Source organism: Sorangium sp. So ce448 (assembly GCF_051520915.1).
In the GTDB taxonomy this organism is placed as follows: Bacteria; Myxococcota_A; Polyangia; order Polyangiales; family Polyangiaceae; genus Sorangium; species Sorangium cellulosum_B.
In genome coordinates, this window is sequence record NZ_CP150343.1 from 12,775,133 (window position 1) to 12,791,453 (window position 16,321).

The following is a 16,321-nucleotide window of genomic DNA, read 5'->3' on the forward strand; positions in this document are numbered from 1 at the left end:
GTCAGCGGACGAGGCGGCCGATCGCGTGGGGCCGCGCGCCGGTCTGCGGGAAGTACGCGGATCCCGACGTGAGGCTCCAGCTGTACCCGGTGAGGTCCCCGGCGTTCGCCCGGCCCTGGGAGACGGCGTAAATACGCATGGTGCCCCTGCCCGCGCCGCCGTCCGTGCTCCCGCCGCGGCAGGGCTTGGCTGGATCGGCCGGCACCCATCGCGTGTCTCCCGTGCTCGGGTCCGTGGTGCACCCGTGGGCGGTGCTTGTCGAGTCGATGACCCGGAGCGAATACTGGGTCGTGCCGGAGACGACGGGCTCGGCCGGCGCGATGGCGGTCGGGGACGCATCGACGATCGCCGTGTGTCCCGAGCCGCTGTCCGTGTAGTTGATGACCAGCAGATCGCCAGGCAGAATGTCGTCGATCTTCGAGATCCGCTTGAAGTGGTTCCCGGCCACGACCTGACCGTACAGGCTCGTGGAGGTCGGGCTCGTGGAGCCCCACCAGCCGCGGAGGATCGAGGTCGTCAGCGTGGGATCCTCATGCAAGAGGGACAGGGTGAACAGCGTTGCGCCCTGCGTGGTCCCGGTGAAGCTCACCCAATCGATGCTGCTCGGCGTCCCGAACCTGTTGGTGTCGGGGCCGTCGAGCACGAACGGCTTGTCGGCGGCACGCTCGACGAAAGCGCGGGCTCCCACGAGGTGAGCCGGCAGAACCTCTTTCACCTGGACGACGTGAGCGGCGCCTGCGCCCTCGCCGTGAGCGCCATCGGCCCATGTACCGGCGATCAGCGTGTCTCCGGAGAGCGCTACACGGACATCCCACGTGTTCCACGTGGAGCTCTCGACCTTGCTCTGCGGCGTCCATACGCCGCCGGTCCTGGCGAAGATCCTCGGTCCCTGCCCGCCGTCGTGGCTTCCGCCGAGGATCAACCTGTCCCCGGACACGGCGACGCTGGCGCTGCGACCCCAGCCGCCATAGTCCGGCGTGTCGACGTCGTTGCGGTACAGCATGGCCTGCTGGGTCCACGCGCCCTCGCTGCGCGCGAAGACCACGGCGGCTGTCCTGTCGGGGCCGCGCTCATCGTAGACGGTGGTGCCGACCGCCAGCGTCTCCGCGCTCAACGAGAGCGAGGCGCCGAACCTGTAGTGCGGCGTCGCTCCTATCGGCGGGTAAAGAATGGCTTGTTCGGACCAGGCGCTGCCGGCACGGGCAAATACGTGAACCTGGCACGGACGATCCCAGCCCGAATTGAAGTCGACCCCATCATCGCATTCTCCACCCATGGCCGCGGTGTCGCCGTCCAGGGCGACGGTGGAGCCTTGGTCGAAGGTCTCGGTGCTGGGTACGAGCTTGGCCTGCTGCGCCCACGCGGCGCCGCTCCGGGAGAAGATGTACGCAGCGCCGGGGCCATCAACCGTCGGGGCGCTATCGTAGGGCGCCCCGACCATGATCGTGCTGCCCGACACGGCGACGGCATATCCGAACCAGTTGTCGCGGCGCGGGTTGTCCTGTGCGACGAGCTTTTGCTGCTCCTGCCACGCGTTGCCGCTGCGCGTGAACACGTACGCAGCGCCGTGATTCGCCGGATAAGAGAACGTCCCGACGACGATCGTATCCCCGTCGATGGCGACGGACGCGCCGAAGCGATCGCCCGGCAGACCATCGCTGGGCGCGAGCACGGCCGCCTGGGTCCACGACGCGCCGCTGCGCACGAACACGTAAGCTGCTTCCGCGTCCAGGCTGCCAACCACAGCGGTGTTCCCCGAGATGGCCACGGACCACCCGAAACCGTCGTTGCTCGCAGCATTGCTGGCGTAGAGCACGTGTTGCTCGGTGGCGATGAGCGGGTCGACCTCGAGCGGATAGGCCGCGCCGGTGTCGTCCACCACGATCGAGAGGCTCGCGTCGCTCAGCTTGATCTCCGCCGGAAGCACGCTCCCGCGCGCGTCCTGAACGACGAGATCGGCATAGCGCATCACGGCCGCGCCGGTCTCGTCCAAGAGCTCCACCGACTGGCCGTCCTCCGAGAGCTCCGGCGAGAGATCGCCCCCGAGCGCGATCTCGAGCTCCACCTTGCCTTCGCCGTCGCGACGGCATGGAGGCGGAGAATCGAGGGAGAAGCCCTGCTCCAGCCCGAGGGGGCCGTTCAGGTACCACTCCGTGACGCTCAGGCCCGCGGACGGGGCTAGGTGCCTGAGCTCGACGCGGTTGTTTGATCCGCGCGGTTCGGCCGCGACGTCCAGGGGGACGAGATCCCCCTCGCAGCCATAACGCGCGAGCTTCATCGTGATTCGACCCGCGCTCACCGAGCTCTCGCGGGTCACGACGACGCCGGCCGACGTGAACTCGGAGACGAGGCCGTGCGCCGGATTCAGAGCGCTCACCCCGGCGCGCGCGCCCACCGTGTTGTGGCTTACATTGTACGCAGAAGACGCCTGTCTCTGAACTGTCGCGATGAACGCCGCGCGGCGCTCCAGAGACGCGGCGTCGGGCCCCTGCTGCCCGTGAGGCCGAGTCTCCTCGGCGCCGTCCGTGCTCGCTGGATCAACCTCCGCGCTGCAGGACGTGACGGCGATGATGCAAAACCAGAGTGCATGAATGGATGTTCTATGACGCGGCATGTGGCTCTCCCTGTCGGTGGTAAACCCTGACGGACCGGCGACGTGTGCGGCGCCGGAGCCAATGACCCGAGCTTGTATTGGAAGGCGGTCCACAGCGGCTCGCTGCTGTCGAGCGCCTTGCGGAGCCCCCCAGCGCACGAGCGCACGCGGATGGTTAGGTCACTTGAAGGACGGTCCCGTCCTTATTTGCCGTTCTCATCGTCCTCTTCGGTTTCGCGCGTGTCAAGAAGAGCGAACATCGATGATGTTGAGGGAGAGAGGGCCCCGCCTCGATAGGTCGTGGTGAGAAGATCGGTCCTTCAATGCGTGGATGTCAGACCGCCGCCGCACGCAATGCGACATGTCGACGGAACGGATAACGGCATCCCCGAGCGTGACGGTGTGGGTGAGAGTCTCAGCGGGGAGCGCCGCCGAGGCGCTCAGGCGACGATCCGCTCCGTCTTCACGCCAAGGAGCTTCTTGGCACGATCACTCTTGGACTAGTCCAACTCGAGGTGCTTGCGCGGTGTCATGGTCATCATGGAATCGCCCGACGCGCCGCGCGCGACGCCGACTCACCTCGTCGCGATCCGCCCGAGCGCCTCGTCGGCGGACAGCAGCACCTGCTCCCACTCGTCGAGCGCGTTGGGCCAGTGCGGCGAGAAGCGCAGCACGCCGTCCGGGATCGCGCAGGCGATCCCCAGGCGGGTGAGCTCGCGGTACAGCTCGACCACCGAGGCGCCGCCGGGCGGCCTCACCCCGAGCGAGCAACCCCGCAGCGCCGGATCTCCCGGCCGCAGGCTCTCCCATCCGCGCTCCCGGAGCGCCTCCTCGAGCGGGTCGAGGAACCGGTTCGCATGCTCGTGGATCCGCTCGACCCCGATCTGAAGGATGAGGTCCACCGCCGCCTCGAGCCCGGCGAAGCCCGCGGCGTTGAGGTTGCCGCCCTCGACGAAGTCGGCGCGCTGCCGGATGGGCCGGTCATACCGGAGCTTGCCCGGGCCCTGGAGCAGGAAGCTCACGGCGTCCTCGTGGCTCAGCCAGCCCGCCACCGCGGGCCGCAGCGATGGCAGGCGCTCGCGGCGGACGTAGAGGAAGCCCGTGCCCTCCAGCCCCATCAGCCACTTGTGGCCGCCGCACGCGAGGTAATCGACCCCGGCCGCCTCCACGTCCACCGGCGTCGCGCCGACCGCCTGCACGGCGTCCACGCAGAGCTCGGCGCCGTGCGCGCGGCAGAGCGCGCCGATCGCCGCGAGCGGCATCCTGAGCCCGGTCTGGAACTGCACAGCGCTCACCGCGACGAGCCGCGCCCCGCGCTCGAGCTCGCCCTCCAGCTGGGCGAGGCCCGAGCCGCTGCCGTCCGCGAAGCCGCCGAGCGGAAGGAAGACGACCTCCAGGCCGAAGATCGCGGCCGCTTGCTGCCACGGGGTCACGTTGGCCGGGAACTCCCCCTCGAAGAGGATCACCCGGTCGCGCGGCCGCCAGGGGAAGCACAGCGCGATGTCCGTGAGCCCGCGCGTCGTGCTCTGGACCAGCGCGATGTCGTCGCCCGCGGCGCCGATGAGCCGGCCGAGCTTCTCCCGCAGGCGGAGCCGCTGCGCGTACCAGGCCGGGAACGCGGCCGCCCCCTGCGCGGCGTAGTCGTCGAGCAGCGCCATCATCGCGAGGCGCACCGGCCGCGACGGCGGCGAGATCCCCGCGTGGTTCACGTAGACGAGCGGCGCGAGGTGCGGGAACAGCCCGCGATCGCCGAGCTTCGCGGTGAACGCCCGATCCCGATCGATTTCGGCGGTGTGTCGCATCAGCTGACTCCGCGCTTCCCCCGGCGCTCCCCGCGGACCTTGGCGAGGTAGCGCGGCGGCGCCCCCTTGCCGGCCGCCGGCGGCACGAGGCAGTGCGGCTTCGTGCCGATGAGATCCCCGCGGCCCGCCTTGATCAAGGCCTCCCGCGCCTCGTCGTGGTGCGCCGGGTCCCAGTAGAGGAGCAGCGCCTTCTGGAGCTTCTTCTCGCGCAGGTCCTTCGCCGTGTACACCGGCTCCCGCGTGAGCGGGTCGATCCCCGTGTGGTACATGCAGGCCGCCATCGACATCGGCGTCGGGATGAAATCTTGCACCTGGCGCGGCCTCATCCCGCTCTTCTTCAGGTAGATCGCGAGGTCGACCATGTCCCGCAGCGTCGAGCCGGGGTGCCCGGAGATGAAGTAGGGCACGAGGAACTGGTTCTTGCCGGCCTCCTCGCTCGCGCACCGGAACTGCTCGGCGAAGCGCTCGTAGCTCTCGATGCCCGGCTTCTTCATCTTGTCGAGCACGTCCTTCTTGTTGTGCTCCGGGGCGACCGAGAGCTGGCCCCCCGTGTGGTGCGCGGCCAGCTCCTCGATGAACTCGGGCGACCGCTCCGCGAGGTCGTAGCGCACGCCGGAGGCGATGAAGACCTTCTTGATCCCCTGCTCCTCGCGCACCGCCTTCATCAGCTTGAGCAGCGGGCCGTGGTCGGTGTTCAGGTTCTCGCAGACCTCGGGGAAGACGCACGAGAGCCGCCGGCAGGCGTTCTCGATCGCCTCGTCCTTGCACCGCATCTGGTACATGTTCGCGGTCGGCCCGCCGAGGTCGCTGAGCACGCCGCGGAAGCCGTCCATGCGCCGCAGCGCCCGCACCTCGCGCAGGATGCTGTCCGCCGAGCGCGACTGGATCACCCGCCCCTCGTGCTCGGTGATCGAGCAGAACGTGCAGCCCCCGAAGCAGCCGCGCATCGTGACGACCGAGTGCTTCACCGTCTCGTACGCGGGGATCGGCGCGTCGTACGACCAGTGCGGCACCCGCGTGAACGGCAGGTCGTAGAGCGCGTCCATCTGGCCCGTCTCCAGCGGGAACGCGGGCGGGTTGAAGTACACCGCCTCGGCGCCGTGCGCCTGGAGCAGCGGGCGGGCGTTGCCGGGGTTCGTCTCGAACTGGAAGGCGCGCGACATCTCCGCGAAGGCGCCCTTGTCGGCGGCGACCTCCTCGTAGCTCGGGAGGATCACCGCCTTGCCGTCGGCGACGTAGCGCGAGCCCTCGATGTGCTCCCACTCGCCCTTGCGCAGGGGGACGGCGGTGCCCCGGACGTCGCGGATCGACCGGACGGGCTCGCCGCGCCGGAGGCGATCGGCGACCTCCCAGACGGCCTTCTCGCCCATGCCGAAGATGAGCATGTCGGCCTTGGCGTCGAGCAGGACCGAGCGGCGGACCTGATCGGACCAGTAGTCGTAGTGCGCGATGCGCCGGAGCGACGCCTCGATGCCGCCGAGGACGATGGGGACGCCGGGGAACGCCTGGCGGCAGAGGTTCGCGTAGACGATCGAGGCCCGGTTGGGGCGGAGGCCCACCTGCCCGCCCGGCGAGTACTGGTCCTCGCTGCGGACCTTCTTCTGCGCGGTGAGCTTGTTCAGCATCGAGTCGAGGTTGCCGGCGGTGACCCCGACCATGAGCCGGGGGACGCCCATCCGCAGGAGGTCGCTCGTGTCCTGGTAGCGGGGCTGGGAGACGATGCCGACCCGGAAGCCGCGCCCCTCGAGGAAGCGGCCGATGATCGCGGCGCCGAACGCGGGGTGGTCGACGTAGGCGTCGCCGTTGACGAGCAGGATGTCGAGCGCGTCCCACCCCCGCGCGCGCATCTCCTCCCGGGTCGTCGGCAGGAAGGCGGTCAGGTCGCGGGGGGCGGCGCCGGCGCTTCGGCGGAGCTGGGTGAGGGGCACGGCGCCGTCACCCTACGGGCCGGAAGAGCGGGCGGCAAGGGGGCGGCCCCGGCGGGGGGGCGACGGTGACGGCGTGACGGCGTGACGGCGCCGGGGAGCCCCGCGGGGCCGCGGCCGAGGCCGGCGCGCGGGGGGCCGGCGGGAGGGCGCAGCCCGCGTTTTCCCGGGAGAAACGCCAAAGTTACACGATACCCGGCCAGCCGGTCACGGCTTCTGGTCACCGGAGCATCGGATCTCCGGACGCGACATGAGGGCTGGCGCGCGCCACGCACCACCGCGGCGTTACACACAGCGGCAGTCGCTGGTGAGCTCATCAAAAAACGCTTCAAAACAAGCGGTTTTTGCGCGCGGGGGAGGGTTCCAAAACGACCCGGAAAGAGGGTGCGTAAAAATAATATGTGGAATCACGATCAGATGATGCCCTCCGCGCCAAACATCTCAGCTTCGCTGTGGTGCACGAGGTGGGCGTTCCCTTCCTTCGCGGGCTGCTCCAGGGGTTCGGCGTGGGGGCGAACGATCGCGAGGACGTGGTGCACGACGTCCTCCTCGCCGCTTACCGCAATCTGGAGACCTTCGACGCGAGCCGCCTGCTGCGCGCGTTGCAGGGGCGGCGCGACGAGGACGACTTCTTCGAGGACGACTTCGAGGACGAGGACCACGAGCCGGTGCCGCTCAGCGAGGTGCTCCCGTGGATCGGGGAGGGGCAGCCGCGGCGGGTGTGGGACTCGCTCTACCGGTGGCTCTACGGGATCGCGTGGCGGCAGGTCAGCCACTACCGCGACCGGGCCTATCGGCGCCGCGAGATCCCGGACGGCCTGCGGCTCATCGCGATCTCCGCCGGCGCCGACAGCCGGCCCCGTCTGGAGCAGCGGCTGGAGGCGATGGAGCGGGCCGAGGTGATCGACGCGCTGCTCGCCAGCCTCGACCCGCAGCGGCGGGTCATGCTGGTGATGCACGACATGCTGGACATCCCGGTGGTGGATATCGCCCGGGAGCTCCAGATCAACGAGAACACCGGGCAGAACCGGCTACGGCTCGCCCGGGAGGACTTCCGGGCGGCGGTGAAGCGGCTCGACCCGGAGCAGCGGAGCGCGCTGCGCATCGGCGACCGGCCGTTCGCCGCCGAGGCGACGACGAAGCGGCGGCCGGCGCGGCGGCGGGGGACCTGAGCCATGCCCCGGCGGCCCCCGGTACCCATCTTCTGCGTCTACGCACCAGGCGAGTTGATCCAGCTTCGGCGCCCGAGGACCATCAGGCCGTACTGGAGTCGACGACGAGACCCAGGCTCGTGAGCGCCGTCAGAAGCGATTGCAGGGCTGCGTTTCCGTCGCGCGATCCCGTGACGGTGGGCTTCGAGGCTGGCGCGCCTCCGAAGAACCCGAGCTTGGCGTTGCCGACGCGGATGACGTTCAGCGTCGACACCTTGAGCCGGATCTCTCCGTCAGTACCGCCGGGGGCAGGCGACGGCACCGCGAGGACGAGGTTGCCGGGGTTCGTGTTGGTGGTGGCGCTGGGGTGCGGGGCCTGCGACACGATGGTCATGTCGCTCGTGGCCGCGTCCGAAGTCCTCGTCTGATGAAGAAGGATCGGCCCGGAGATGTTCTCGGTCCAAGACCAGTAAGGTGCCGCGGCGTAGACGTGCGTGCTAGAGACGCTCATGAACAACGTCGACGTGTCGCCGATGAACACGTTGTTGCCTGGAGTCGAGAAGAGCTCGAGATAGGACGGCGATGTCACCCTGTTGGCCGTCAGGTTGGCGTCGGCCGTGGAATAAACATGGCTCCAGTTCGCCGCCAGATGGTCGGACGAATTGATGTACGAGACGCCGTTCGTCGTGTCGACGTACTCGGAGCCCGGCGGGGCCCGTAGGCTCGTCGGCGCTCCCGCGAATTGGATCCGGTAGTGGCCCGTCTGCACGGCGTGCTGATTCGCACTGTTTCTATGAAGGATCGCGCCGTCGGGCGGATCCAACGTGTCGGCGACCAGGGTCGAGTACTCGAGGAAGTCCGGGTCGAGCAGCTTGATGTTCGTGCACCCCTTGTTGATCGTGATGACCGTCCGGGCGTGGATCTCGATCGCGTAGGGCTGGATGGAAGTGGTCGTACGCGAGAACCGTCCGCCGCGGACCGTGACGTTGTTCACGGAGTCGAGGAGCAACCCATGGTACGTGTTGTCGTAGCAGGTCACGCCGTCGAGGACGATGCGCCCGGTCTGGTTCTCCGACCCCTGACCTGTGCCGATGTCCTGGAGCGTGATGCCGGCCTGGTTCTCGACGTAGAGCCCCCCCTTCACGAACAGGTCCTCTACCGAGTTCGCGATGAGCCCCGGGCCCGCGTTGCCCCGGCACGTGAGATGGGCGATCGTGAGATCACGCCCGACGACACCGGCGAGGTTGGTGCCCACGGTCACCCCCGCTCCTCCGTTGTTTCGTGCGACGCCGCCGAGGATCTTCACCCCGCGGTAAGGTTGGAAGAATGCCTTGATCGTCCGGCCTGCGGACGGCGCGGCGCTCAGCGGGGTAGCGAGCTCCACCTCCCAGTCGTACTCGCTCAGGTAAGTCACGGAGGAGATGGGAAGCAGCTCCCAGCGCGTCGTGGTGTCGTTGAAGAAGGCGAGCGCATTGATCACGAACTGCGGCTGCGGGTACGGCCGGTTCGGTAGGGTCACGGTGAACTTCGTCGGGGAGGCCGGCGGATCTGTCGCCTTAACGCTTCCGCTGAAGGGGGCGAGCGACGAGACCAGGAAGCCCGAGCCCTGGCAGTCGTGGGCGTGGCAATCGATGAATTCGCAGTCGAAGGCGGCTCCGGCGAGGAAGCCAGGTGGAGCCAAGGAAAACCCGTGGGAGGTCTTCCCGTTCTTTGCCGTGCAGTCGACGACCCGCACGTGCTCGGCACCGGCGAGGTAGAACGCGGGCTTCGACACCCCGTCCACGACGCACCTGGAGATCACGCCATCCCGAGAGCGGTAGGCGCAGGCGATGCCGTTCGTTGTCGAGCCGTACATCCCGGCCCCGTCACCCAAGACGGTCACGTTGTCACAGAGGAAGTCGATGCAGTGGTTGAATTGGACTCCGCTTCCGCTCGAGGGTCCCGCGGCCGCGAACCGGATGCGGAGATTGCGGATGCCGACGTTCTTGAGAGCGGGAGGGTCGCTGTTGATGACCGTCTGGAACAAGACGGGGATGAACGAGCTGCCCGGCGTGGTCGTGTCGACCAGGAGTTCGGTCTCTTTGTCGCTCCCTTCGATCACCACGCCCGGCTTCGAGATCATGAGCCGCGCTGTGACCTTGAAGACGCCCTTCGGTATTCGGACGATCCCGCCTCCCGCCGCTCCGCACGCATCGATTGCGGCCTGGATCTTGGCGGTCGCGTCGGTGCCGAATCGGGCGGTCACCGAGTCCTTCGTGACGGCGGCAGACGCGGCCATCGTGATGGTCGTGCCGTTCGTGACCGTGGAGATGGTCGTGTCGAGCCGGGCGGAGCGGTAGAGCGTCAAGTCGGACCCATTGCTCGGGGGCGCGGGCGTCACTTTGAGCGACGTGTCGCTGTCGATGTCGACGATCGCGTAGCTCGTCAGCGTCCCGCCGTTGTCGATCGTCACGAACTGGCCGACGGCGAGCTGCGTCGTGAACGAGGTCAAGTCGCCCGTGATCGTCACGTCGCCCTGGGACGTCGTCACCGTGCCGGAGGCGGCATTCGACGGGATGTTGACCGTCAGGGCCTTGCCCTGGTCGGCCTTGGTGAAGCCCGCGGTCGAGGAGGTCAGCGTCGTCGAGCTCGCCATCACGTACGCGTCGGTGATCGTCTTCGCGTCGCCGCGAGCTCCGAACTGCTCGACGTCGTAAACGACCTCATGGCGTCCGAAGTCGAGCGACGTGGTGTCGACGGTGATCGTACCCGTGGTCAGCAGACGCCACGCCTCGTGGGCGTGCTTCGTCCCCTGGTTGACGATGACGGTCATGTTCGGCGCCGGACCGTTCGTGGTGTCGAAATCGGCCGGGCGCGACATCGAGTTGCCAGCGCCATTGAATGTCCAGATGCCGTTCAGCGCCTTCGTGGCCTGATTGGTCAGAAGTACGCGACTGCCTGTCGTGAGGGAAACGCCGTCGATCGTCGATGCGCTCGGCTTCGGCTTCAGAGGGCTTCCGTCTTCCTCGATTCCCACGTCGTCGCATGCGGTCACGGATTGAGCCCAGAATGTCGTCATGGCCATCGCGGCTCTCCTTGAATATGGGGTGAAATTCGTAAGCAGGATAAGGGATAGGGCACATCAATCATGTTAATGACTCAGGGCATAAGTCAATTGCGAAGTGGCACAGGCTATCGTCGGTTGCACGGCATGCGCGCGCGATCGCAGGTGCTTGCCGGCCGGCGGATGCCGTGCATCGTCGGGACGACCCGCTGGAGGCATACGGCTCCGAAGGGGTTGGTGCATCGATGACCCGATCGGCCGACTGCGATGGCGGCGTCGAGGTGGGCGAACTGCGCCTCGTGTCCGCTACCCGCATCCATCAGGTCACGAGGATCGGCGTGCGCCCGATGGCGAGCGCGAGAGGTTGCGACACGGCGCTCCCAGCGGCTGGCCCACCTCGTACCGGACCGCCTCGGCCGCGTTGCTCCGCCCCGCACGCCGAGGCGCACGCGGGCGCGGGCGAGCGCGCCGAGGCGTGCGGCGAGGTTCAGGACGAAGACGACAGGAGCGGCGTGGCGAGGAGGACGAGGGCTACGAGCTGGTGCAGCGCAGCGAGGTGTGCTCCCGTGGATCGGGGGGTTGCAGCCGCGGTGGGTGTGGGACGCGCTCAGGCGCGGAGCGCACAGCGGGAGAAAGCGAGGCTCGTCAATAAGGGCACGCCAGCACTTCCGGCGCGCTCAGGCCATAGGTGCTCACGCCCGAGATGACGTTCTCTTCTGGATGAAAGAGCGCCTGGGCGCCGGCCGGCCCCGACAGCCAGCATTGCTGCTGGATGGATCGCGATTGCCTCCCGCGCCAGGGGTCGCAGCGGGCCACCGCACCGCCGCGGATCGTGACGTCGCTGGCCTCTATCTTGATGCCGGGATGGGAGCCCGACGTGAAGCGCAGGGCGTTGTCGAAGACGAGCAGATCGTCCAGGGTCACGTCCTCTACCCGGGCCGAGGTCGCGGGCAGCGCCGTCCGCGAGCTCAGGAGCACGCCGTAGAGCGCGTTTCCCCAGGACCAGACGTCCCGGAGCGCCACGCCGGCGCCTGCCTGCACGTGGACGCCATGGCTCCCGTTGTAAGCGAACTTGACCTTCTTGATCAGGATCCCCGTCGGACGTTGTTCTCCACGAGGATGGGCGGCGTGTCGTGGTACCCGGCGATGGAGGACAGGTAGACGCCGCTCTTCGACACGCCGTCCACGAGCACGTGCCGGATGACGCCCCCGGAGCCCCAGGTGAAGCCGATGCCCTCCAGGTTGCTCGGCTTGCAGGAGGGTAGCTGCGGCGCGAGGGGCGAGTACCGCATGATGAGGTTCTCGACCTTGCAGTCCGAGCAGGTGTTCAGCTGGATGCCGCCGTTCGCCCTCCTGCGCGGCCCGTCCGTGAGCGCGATCTGCAGATTGCGGATCCAGAGCCCCCGGATCGCGCTGGCGGCGGTCCCGTCCCGCTTGACGACGCTGGTGACCTGGATGGCCCCGGGGTACTGCTCCGGATTGCAGGGGATCGCCAAGGGGGTCGCGGTCCGGGGATCACCCGGGGGCGCCTCGGGAGACAGCTCCGGTCCCTCCAGGGTGAGCGCGTCGTAGTGAGGCCGCAGGGGGGTGCGCAGCACGTAGCGCCCCGCAGGGAAAGCCACGGTGCGCCGGCTGGCGGGCAGCGCGGCCGCGCACTCGATGGCCGTGGCGATGCTCGGGCTGTCGTCGACGGTCGTGCTGTGATCGACGGATGCGTCGGCGGAGAAGGGCCATTCCGGCGGCCTCGCCAGGTAGGGCAGGACGTTGACCACGCCGTCCGGGTCGACGGAGCCTGGCAGGCAGCAGGCCGCCCCCTGGCAAGCATTCAGGTCCTCGTGCAGCGTCCTCGTCCCCGGGCAAACGCGGCTTTCGGGGCAGAAGGGCCCCGTGCAGATCGGCGATTGCGTGGCGTAACCGGGGCAAGCGATGCCGGTCGTCTGGTCTGCCAGGAAGGGCGGCTCGGTGTAGGGCAGATCAAGGCTGCAGAAACCCTGGGAGGACACGGCGCGCTCCTCCGGAGCGAGGGTGATATCCCCAGCCCGCCTCGGAGCGGGCGGTGCTGTCCGGGGGCAGCGTCGCTCCGGCTGGAGCGGAGGCGAGCGCGAGCAGGACTCCGAACCAGATCTGCACAACCCGCTGGTCCAATAACACACATACCTCCTCTCGGGCGAGGGTCGATCCATCGCTGTCAGTCACCACCAGGAGCAAGGAGCGAGCGCAGAAGTCGAGCGGAGCACCGCTGTGCCAAGGAGGGACTCACCTCCTCCGGGGTGCCGCGAGGCGAGCACACCGATGTCCCGCTCTCCGTGTCCGGCCTGAGCGATCTTCATGAGCGGGCGCGCCGCGCGCGGCGCGGCGGCCCGCCCCGGCGGGCGCCGAGAGCGCACGTCAACGCCAGGGACGCCGGGCGCCGGGGCGCGCTGGCTCGCCGTCAACGCCTGGTGCCGCGGGTCAGAAAATCTGCTCGGGCTCTCTCGCGAGCGAAGAGAGATTTCAACGCAAAGCCGCAAAGTCGCAAAAAAAGAACAAAATTCGTGCAGTTTTGCGCCTTTGCGTTGAAGTCTCTCTCTCCGGATCCCTGCCGGACTCGTGGTGGATGGAGGTAGGCGAGGCTGTCCGTGACAGTTACTTTCGAGAGCGAGTCGCCCGTCGCGCTGAACGCGCCGGAGGCACCGCCGCACATGCCCGCGGGAATGTGGTCGCGCCCACGATATGCAACGTGGCTTGTCATGCTGAACGCCTCTGCGCAAGCGCCGCGTCCGAGCGCTTCGAGGCGGCACGCCGAGGGCGATCGGGGGAGAAGAGCCCGCGACGGCCGGGCGAGTTTCGTGAAGGACGGGCGCGCGCTCCTGCTCGTGCTCACTCGTAGTGGACCGACTCCGCGGCGTTGCTCCGCCCCGCGCTCCGCGCGGGATAGAGCGACGCGAGGAGCGCCACCGCGGTCGCGCCGAGCGCCGTGAACAGGCCGTACTCCGGCGGGATATGGAACTCGACCTCGAAACTCGACACCGTGCGCAGCGCGCCGAGCGCCGCGGAGCCCAGCGGGATCCCGAGCAGCACGGCCAGCGTCCCGCCCAGCGCGCCCACCAGCGCGCCTTCCATCAGGACCATCCGGCGGACCTGCCCCGCCGTCATGCCGAGCACGCGGTGCAGCGCGAGCTCCCGGCGCCGCGCGTGCAGCGCCAGGACCATCTGGTTCGCGACGCCGATCGCCGCGAGCACGGTCGTGAAGCCGAGGATCATGTCGAAGATCACGAAGTCGCGCCCCGTCGCCTTCCGGCGGATGGCCTCGATCTCGACCCCCGTCTGCATCCGGACGTCGCGCGCGCGCGGCACGTCGGCGAGCAGCTCGGCCCAGGGCGGCGTCGCCGAGCCGCCGCGCGCGGCCGCGGCGCCGGTCCGGGGATCGGCGAGGGCGATCGTGTGGCCGATCGCTGTCGCGTACGGGGAGATGACCGGGAAGTCGGACGCGTCGATGACCGCGTACGTGCGGAGGTTGCGGTACGCGCCGGCCGCGTGGACGTAGCCGAGCTCGTCGGTGATGCCGACGACCTCGAGGCGGCGCGTGCCGGCGCGGCCGCCCACCTCGAGCTGGTCGCCGGGGCCGACGCCGAAGCGGCGGGCCATCATCGTGGAGACGAGCGCCTTGCCCGGGCCGAAGCGGCGGGCGAGGGCGATCGAGTCGGCGCGGCCCGTGGCCTCGGCGAGCGCGAGGAGCTCGTCGGCGGGGACGGCGTAGGCGACGTTGGGCCACGGGGTGCGGCTCGAGAAGCGCGCCGCGACGAGGCGCTCGGGCAACCGCGGCAGCAGCCGCTCGGCGTGGCCGAGCGGCTCGTCCGGGTAGAGGAACGCGTAGGGCGCGAGGGCGCGGCCGGCCCAGGCCGAGACCTCCTGCTTGAGCGCCGTCGTGGCGATGTGCAGCGCGAGCAGGAGGGCGAACACCATCATCACGCCGCCGACGCTCCAGGCGAGCTCGTGGCCGCTGTGCTCGACCCGGCGCCGCAAGAGCAGGCGCTCGGCGGCCCAGCGGCGCGGCGCGAGGCGGACGGCGAGCGCGCCGAGGCGGGCGACGAGGTCCGGGACGAAGACGATGGCGGCGAGGAACGCCGCGCACGCGAGGCCCGCCTCGAGCACGAAGAAGGCGAACAGCGGGACGGACTCCTGGAAGAACGGGCGCAGCAGGCCGTAGACGAGCACCATGAACGGCAGCGCGAGCAGCGTGACGCCGCGCATGCGCCGCCGCTGCTCGGCCCCGCCCTCGACGAAGCGCGGGCGCAGGGCGCGCGCGATGTCGAGGCGGAGCGCGTCGCGCACCGGGCGCAGGACGCCGAGCAGCGCGGTGAGGGCGCCGGTGCCGCAGACGAGCAGCATCGCGCTCCAGGGCAGGACGATGGCGTTGAGCGGGATGCGCGCGCGGCCCGTCGTCGTGATGCCCGCCTTCGCGGCGAGGTACGCGAGCGGGATCGACCCGAGCAGGCCGAGCGCGGCGCCCCCGACGCCGAGCATCAGGGCCTCGAGGACGAAGACCGCCGCGACCTGCGGCGGCAGCGCGCCGGCGCTGCGCAGGAGGGCGATCTCGCGGCGGCGGCGCTCGACCGCGACGTTGAACGTGAAGAAGACGATGAGGGCGCCGACGAGGAACGCGGAGAGCGAGCCGAGGCGGATCGCGGACCGCATGATCTCGTAGTCCTCGTGGGTCTCCTCCTGGGCGTCCTCCGCGTCGATGGGCTGCCCGTCCGGGCGGAAGCCGCGCAGCGTGATGGTCTGATCGGTGAAGACGGGGAGGTCGGGGTTGGTGACGGCGCTCCTCGCCTCGACGGCGCGCGTCCCGACGTCGAGGATGAGGACGACGTTGACCGTGGCCGTGCCGAGGGCGACGCCGAGCACGGCGGCCATGGCGCCGAAGCGGTCGGCGCGCAGGTTGCGGAGGGCGAGGATCCGGACGAGCGGCTGGAAGAGGGCGCGGAGGAGGAGGAGCATTCAGATGCCGAGCTCTTTCAGCCGATCGTGGACGGCGGCCGAGGTGACGGCGGGGCCCGCGAGGGCGGCGTCGTGCAGGAGCAGGCCGTCGCGCATGAAGACGACGCGGTGGGCGCGGGCGGCGTCCTCGGCGTTGTGCGTGACGAGGAGCATGGCGCTGCCGGCGTCGCGGAGGGCGTCGGCGAGCAGCGCCATGATGCGGCGGCCGGTCGCGACGTTGACGTTGCCTGTCGGCTCGTCGGCGAGCACGAGCGCCGGGCGGCGGACGAGGGCGCGGGCGATGGAGATGAGCTGCATCTCGCCGCCGGACATCTGCGACGGCAGGTGCTCGGCGCGGGCGCGCATGCCGACGCGATCGAGCATGCGCGACGCGGCGTCGTGGTCGGGGGCGGCGCCGTCGATGAGGTAGGGGAGGACGATGTTCTCGTAGCCCGTGAGGGTCGGGACGAGGTTGAAGAACTGGTAGACGATGCCGACGCGGCGGCGGCGCAGGAGGGTCCGCCCGTGCTCGTCGAGGGCGGCCATGTCCTCGCCGAGCACGCGGATCTCGCCGCGATCGGGCGACTCGAGGCCCGCGACGCACGAGAGCAGCGTGCTCTTGCCGACGCCGGAGGGGCCCATGATCGCGCACATCTCGCCGGCGTGGATGTCGAGGTCGACGCCGCGGAGCACCTCGATGGGCGTCGCGCCGAGCGCGTGGGACTTGTGGAGGTTGCGGACGCGGAGGACGGCCTCGTCGGAGGCAGGGGTCGAGGGGGTGCTCATGGGCGTGCGCGGTGCCGGGCTCGGCATGTGCCGAGTGTCAGAGCCCATTCTATCTCTGTGGT

The 16,321-nt window shown here is 69.5% G+C and carries 9 protein-coding genes; 1 reads left to right on the plus strand and 8 read right to left on the minus strand.

Annotated features, from left to right (window positions below; translation table 11 throughout):
- Nucleotide 1 precedes the first annotated feature (1 nt).
- The 3 genes from WMF45_RS48030 to WMF45_RS48040 all read right to left on the minus strand — a co-directional run bounded on the left by WMF45_RS48030 (nt 2) and on the right by WMF45_RS48040 (nt 6,242).
- Nucleotides 2-2,377, minus strand: a complete 2,376-nt coding sequence (locus tag WMF45_RS48030) for an FG-GAP repeat protein (protein ID WP_437713764.1) — start codon at nt 2,375-2,377, stop codon at nt 2-4.
- A gap of 791 nt (nt 2,378-3,168) precedes the next feature.
- Complete coding sequence (locus tag WMF45_RS48035) at nt 3,169-4,395, minus strand: aminotransferase class V-fold PLP-dependent enzyme (RefSeq protein WP_437713766.1); 1,227 nt, start codon at nt 4,393-4,395, stop codon at nt 3,169-3,171.
- Complete coding sequence (locus WMF45_RS48040) at nt 4,395-6,242, minus strand: YgiQ family radical SAM protein (RefSeq protein ID WP_437719660.1); 1,848 nt, start codon at nt 6,240-6,242, stop codon at nt 4,395-4,397. The genes WMF45_RS48035 and WMF45_RS48040 overlap by 1 nt, the downstream gene beginning before the upstream one ends.
- Nucleotides 6,243-6,721: 479 nt before the next feature.
- Here WMF45_RS48040 and WMF45_RS48045 point away from each other — a divergent pair, with 479 nt between their 5' ends.
- Nucleotides 6,722-7,492 (plus strand): RNA polymerase sigma factor, encoded by a 771-nt coding sequence (locus tag WMF45_RS48045; RefSeq protein WP_437713767.1) that lies wholly within the window; start codon nt 6,722-6,724, stop codon nt 7,490-7,492.
- A gap of 82 nt (nt 7,493-7,574) precedes the next feature.
- Here WMF45_RS48045 and WMF45_RS48050 read toward each other — a convergent pair whose 3' ends face one another.
- The 5 genes from WMF45_RS48050 to WMF45_RS48070 all read right to left on the minus strand — a co-directional run bounded on the left by WMF45_RS48050 (nt 7,575) and on the right by WMF45_RS48070 (nt 16,259).
- Entirely contained in the window at nt 7,575-10,535 is a 2,961-nt protein-coding gene (locus WMF45_RS48050) for a hypothetical protein (RefSeq protein ID WP_437713769.1), read from the minus strand.
- Nucleotides 10,536-11,159: 624 nt separating this feature from the next.
- Nucleotides 11,160-11,555 (minus strand): hypothetical protein, encoded by a 396-nt coding sequence (locus WMF45_RS48055; RefSeq protein WP_437713771.1) that lies wholly within the window; start codon nt 11,553-11,555, stop codon nt 11,160-11,162.
- A gap of 44 nt (nt 11,556-11,599) precedes the next feature.
- Nucleotides 11,600-12,517: a glycosyl hydrolase family 28-related protein gene (locus tag WMF45_RS48060; protein WP_437713772.1), complete on the minus strand. Its 918-nt coding sequence runs from the start codon at nt 12,515-12,517 to the stop codon at nt 11,600-11,602.
- 856 nt (nt 12,518-13,373) lie between these two features.
- Nucleotides 13,374-15,494: an FtsX-like permease family protein gene (locus tag WMF45_RS48065; RefSeq protein ID WP_437713774.1), complete on the minus strand. Its 2,121-nt coding sequence runs from the start codon at nt 15,492-15,494 to the stop codon at nt 13,374-13,376.
- The gene (locus WMF45_RS48070) at nt 15,495-16,259 is read right to left on the minus strand and encodes an ABC transporter ATP-binding protein (protein ID WP_012241252.1); all 765 of its coding nucleotides are present in this window, start codon (nt 16,257-16,259) and stop codon (nt 15,495-15,497) included.
- Nucleotides 16,260-16,321: the final 62 nt, after the last annotated feature.

Excerpts from the sequence above, each read along its gene's own strand:
- WMF45_RS48040 (WP_437719660.1), bottom strand. The coding sequence starts at position 6,242 with ATGCGCGCGCGGGGGTGGGACGCGCTCGACATCCTGCTCGTCAACGGC.
- WMF45_RS48050 (WP_437713769.1), bottom strand. The coding sequence starts at position 10,535 with ATGGCCATGACGACATTCTGGGCTCAATCCGTGACCGCATGCGACGAC.
- WMF45_RS48065 (WP_437713774.1), bottom strand. The coding sequence starts at position 15,494 with ATGCTCCTCCTCCTCCGCGCCCTCTTCCAGCCGCTCGTCCGGATCCTC.
- WMF45_RS48035 (WP_437713766.1), bottom strand. The coding sequence starts at position 4,395 with ATGCGACACACCGCCGAAATCGATCGGGATCGGGCGTTCACCGCGAAG.
- WMF45_RS48070 (WP_012241252.1), bottom strand. The coding sequence starts at position 16,259 with ATGAGCACCCCCTCGACCCCTGCCTCCGACGAGGCCGTCCTCCGCGTC.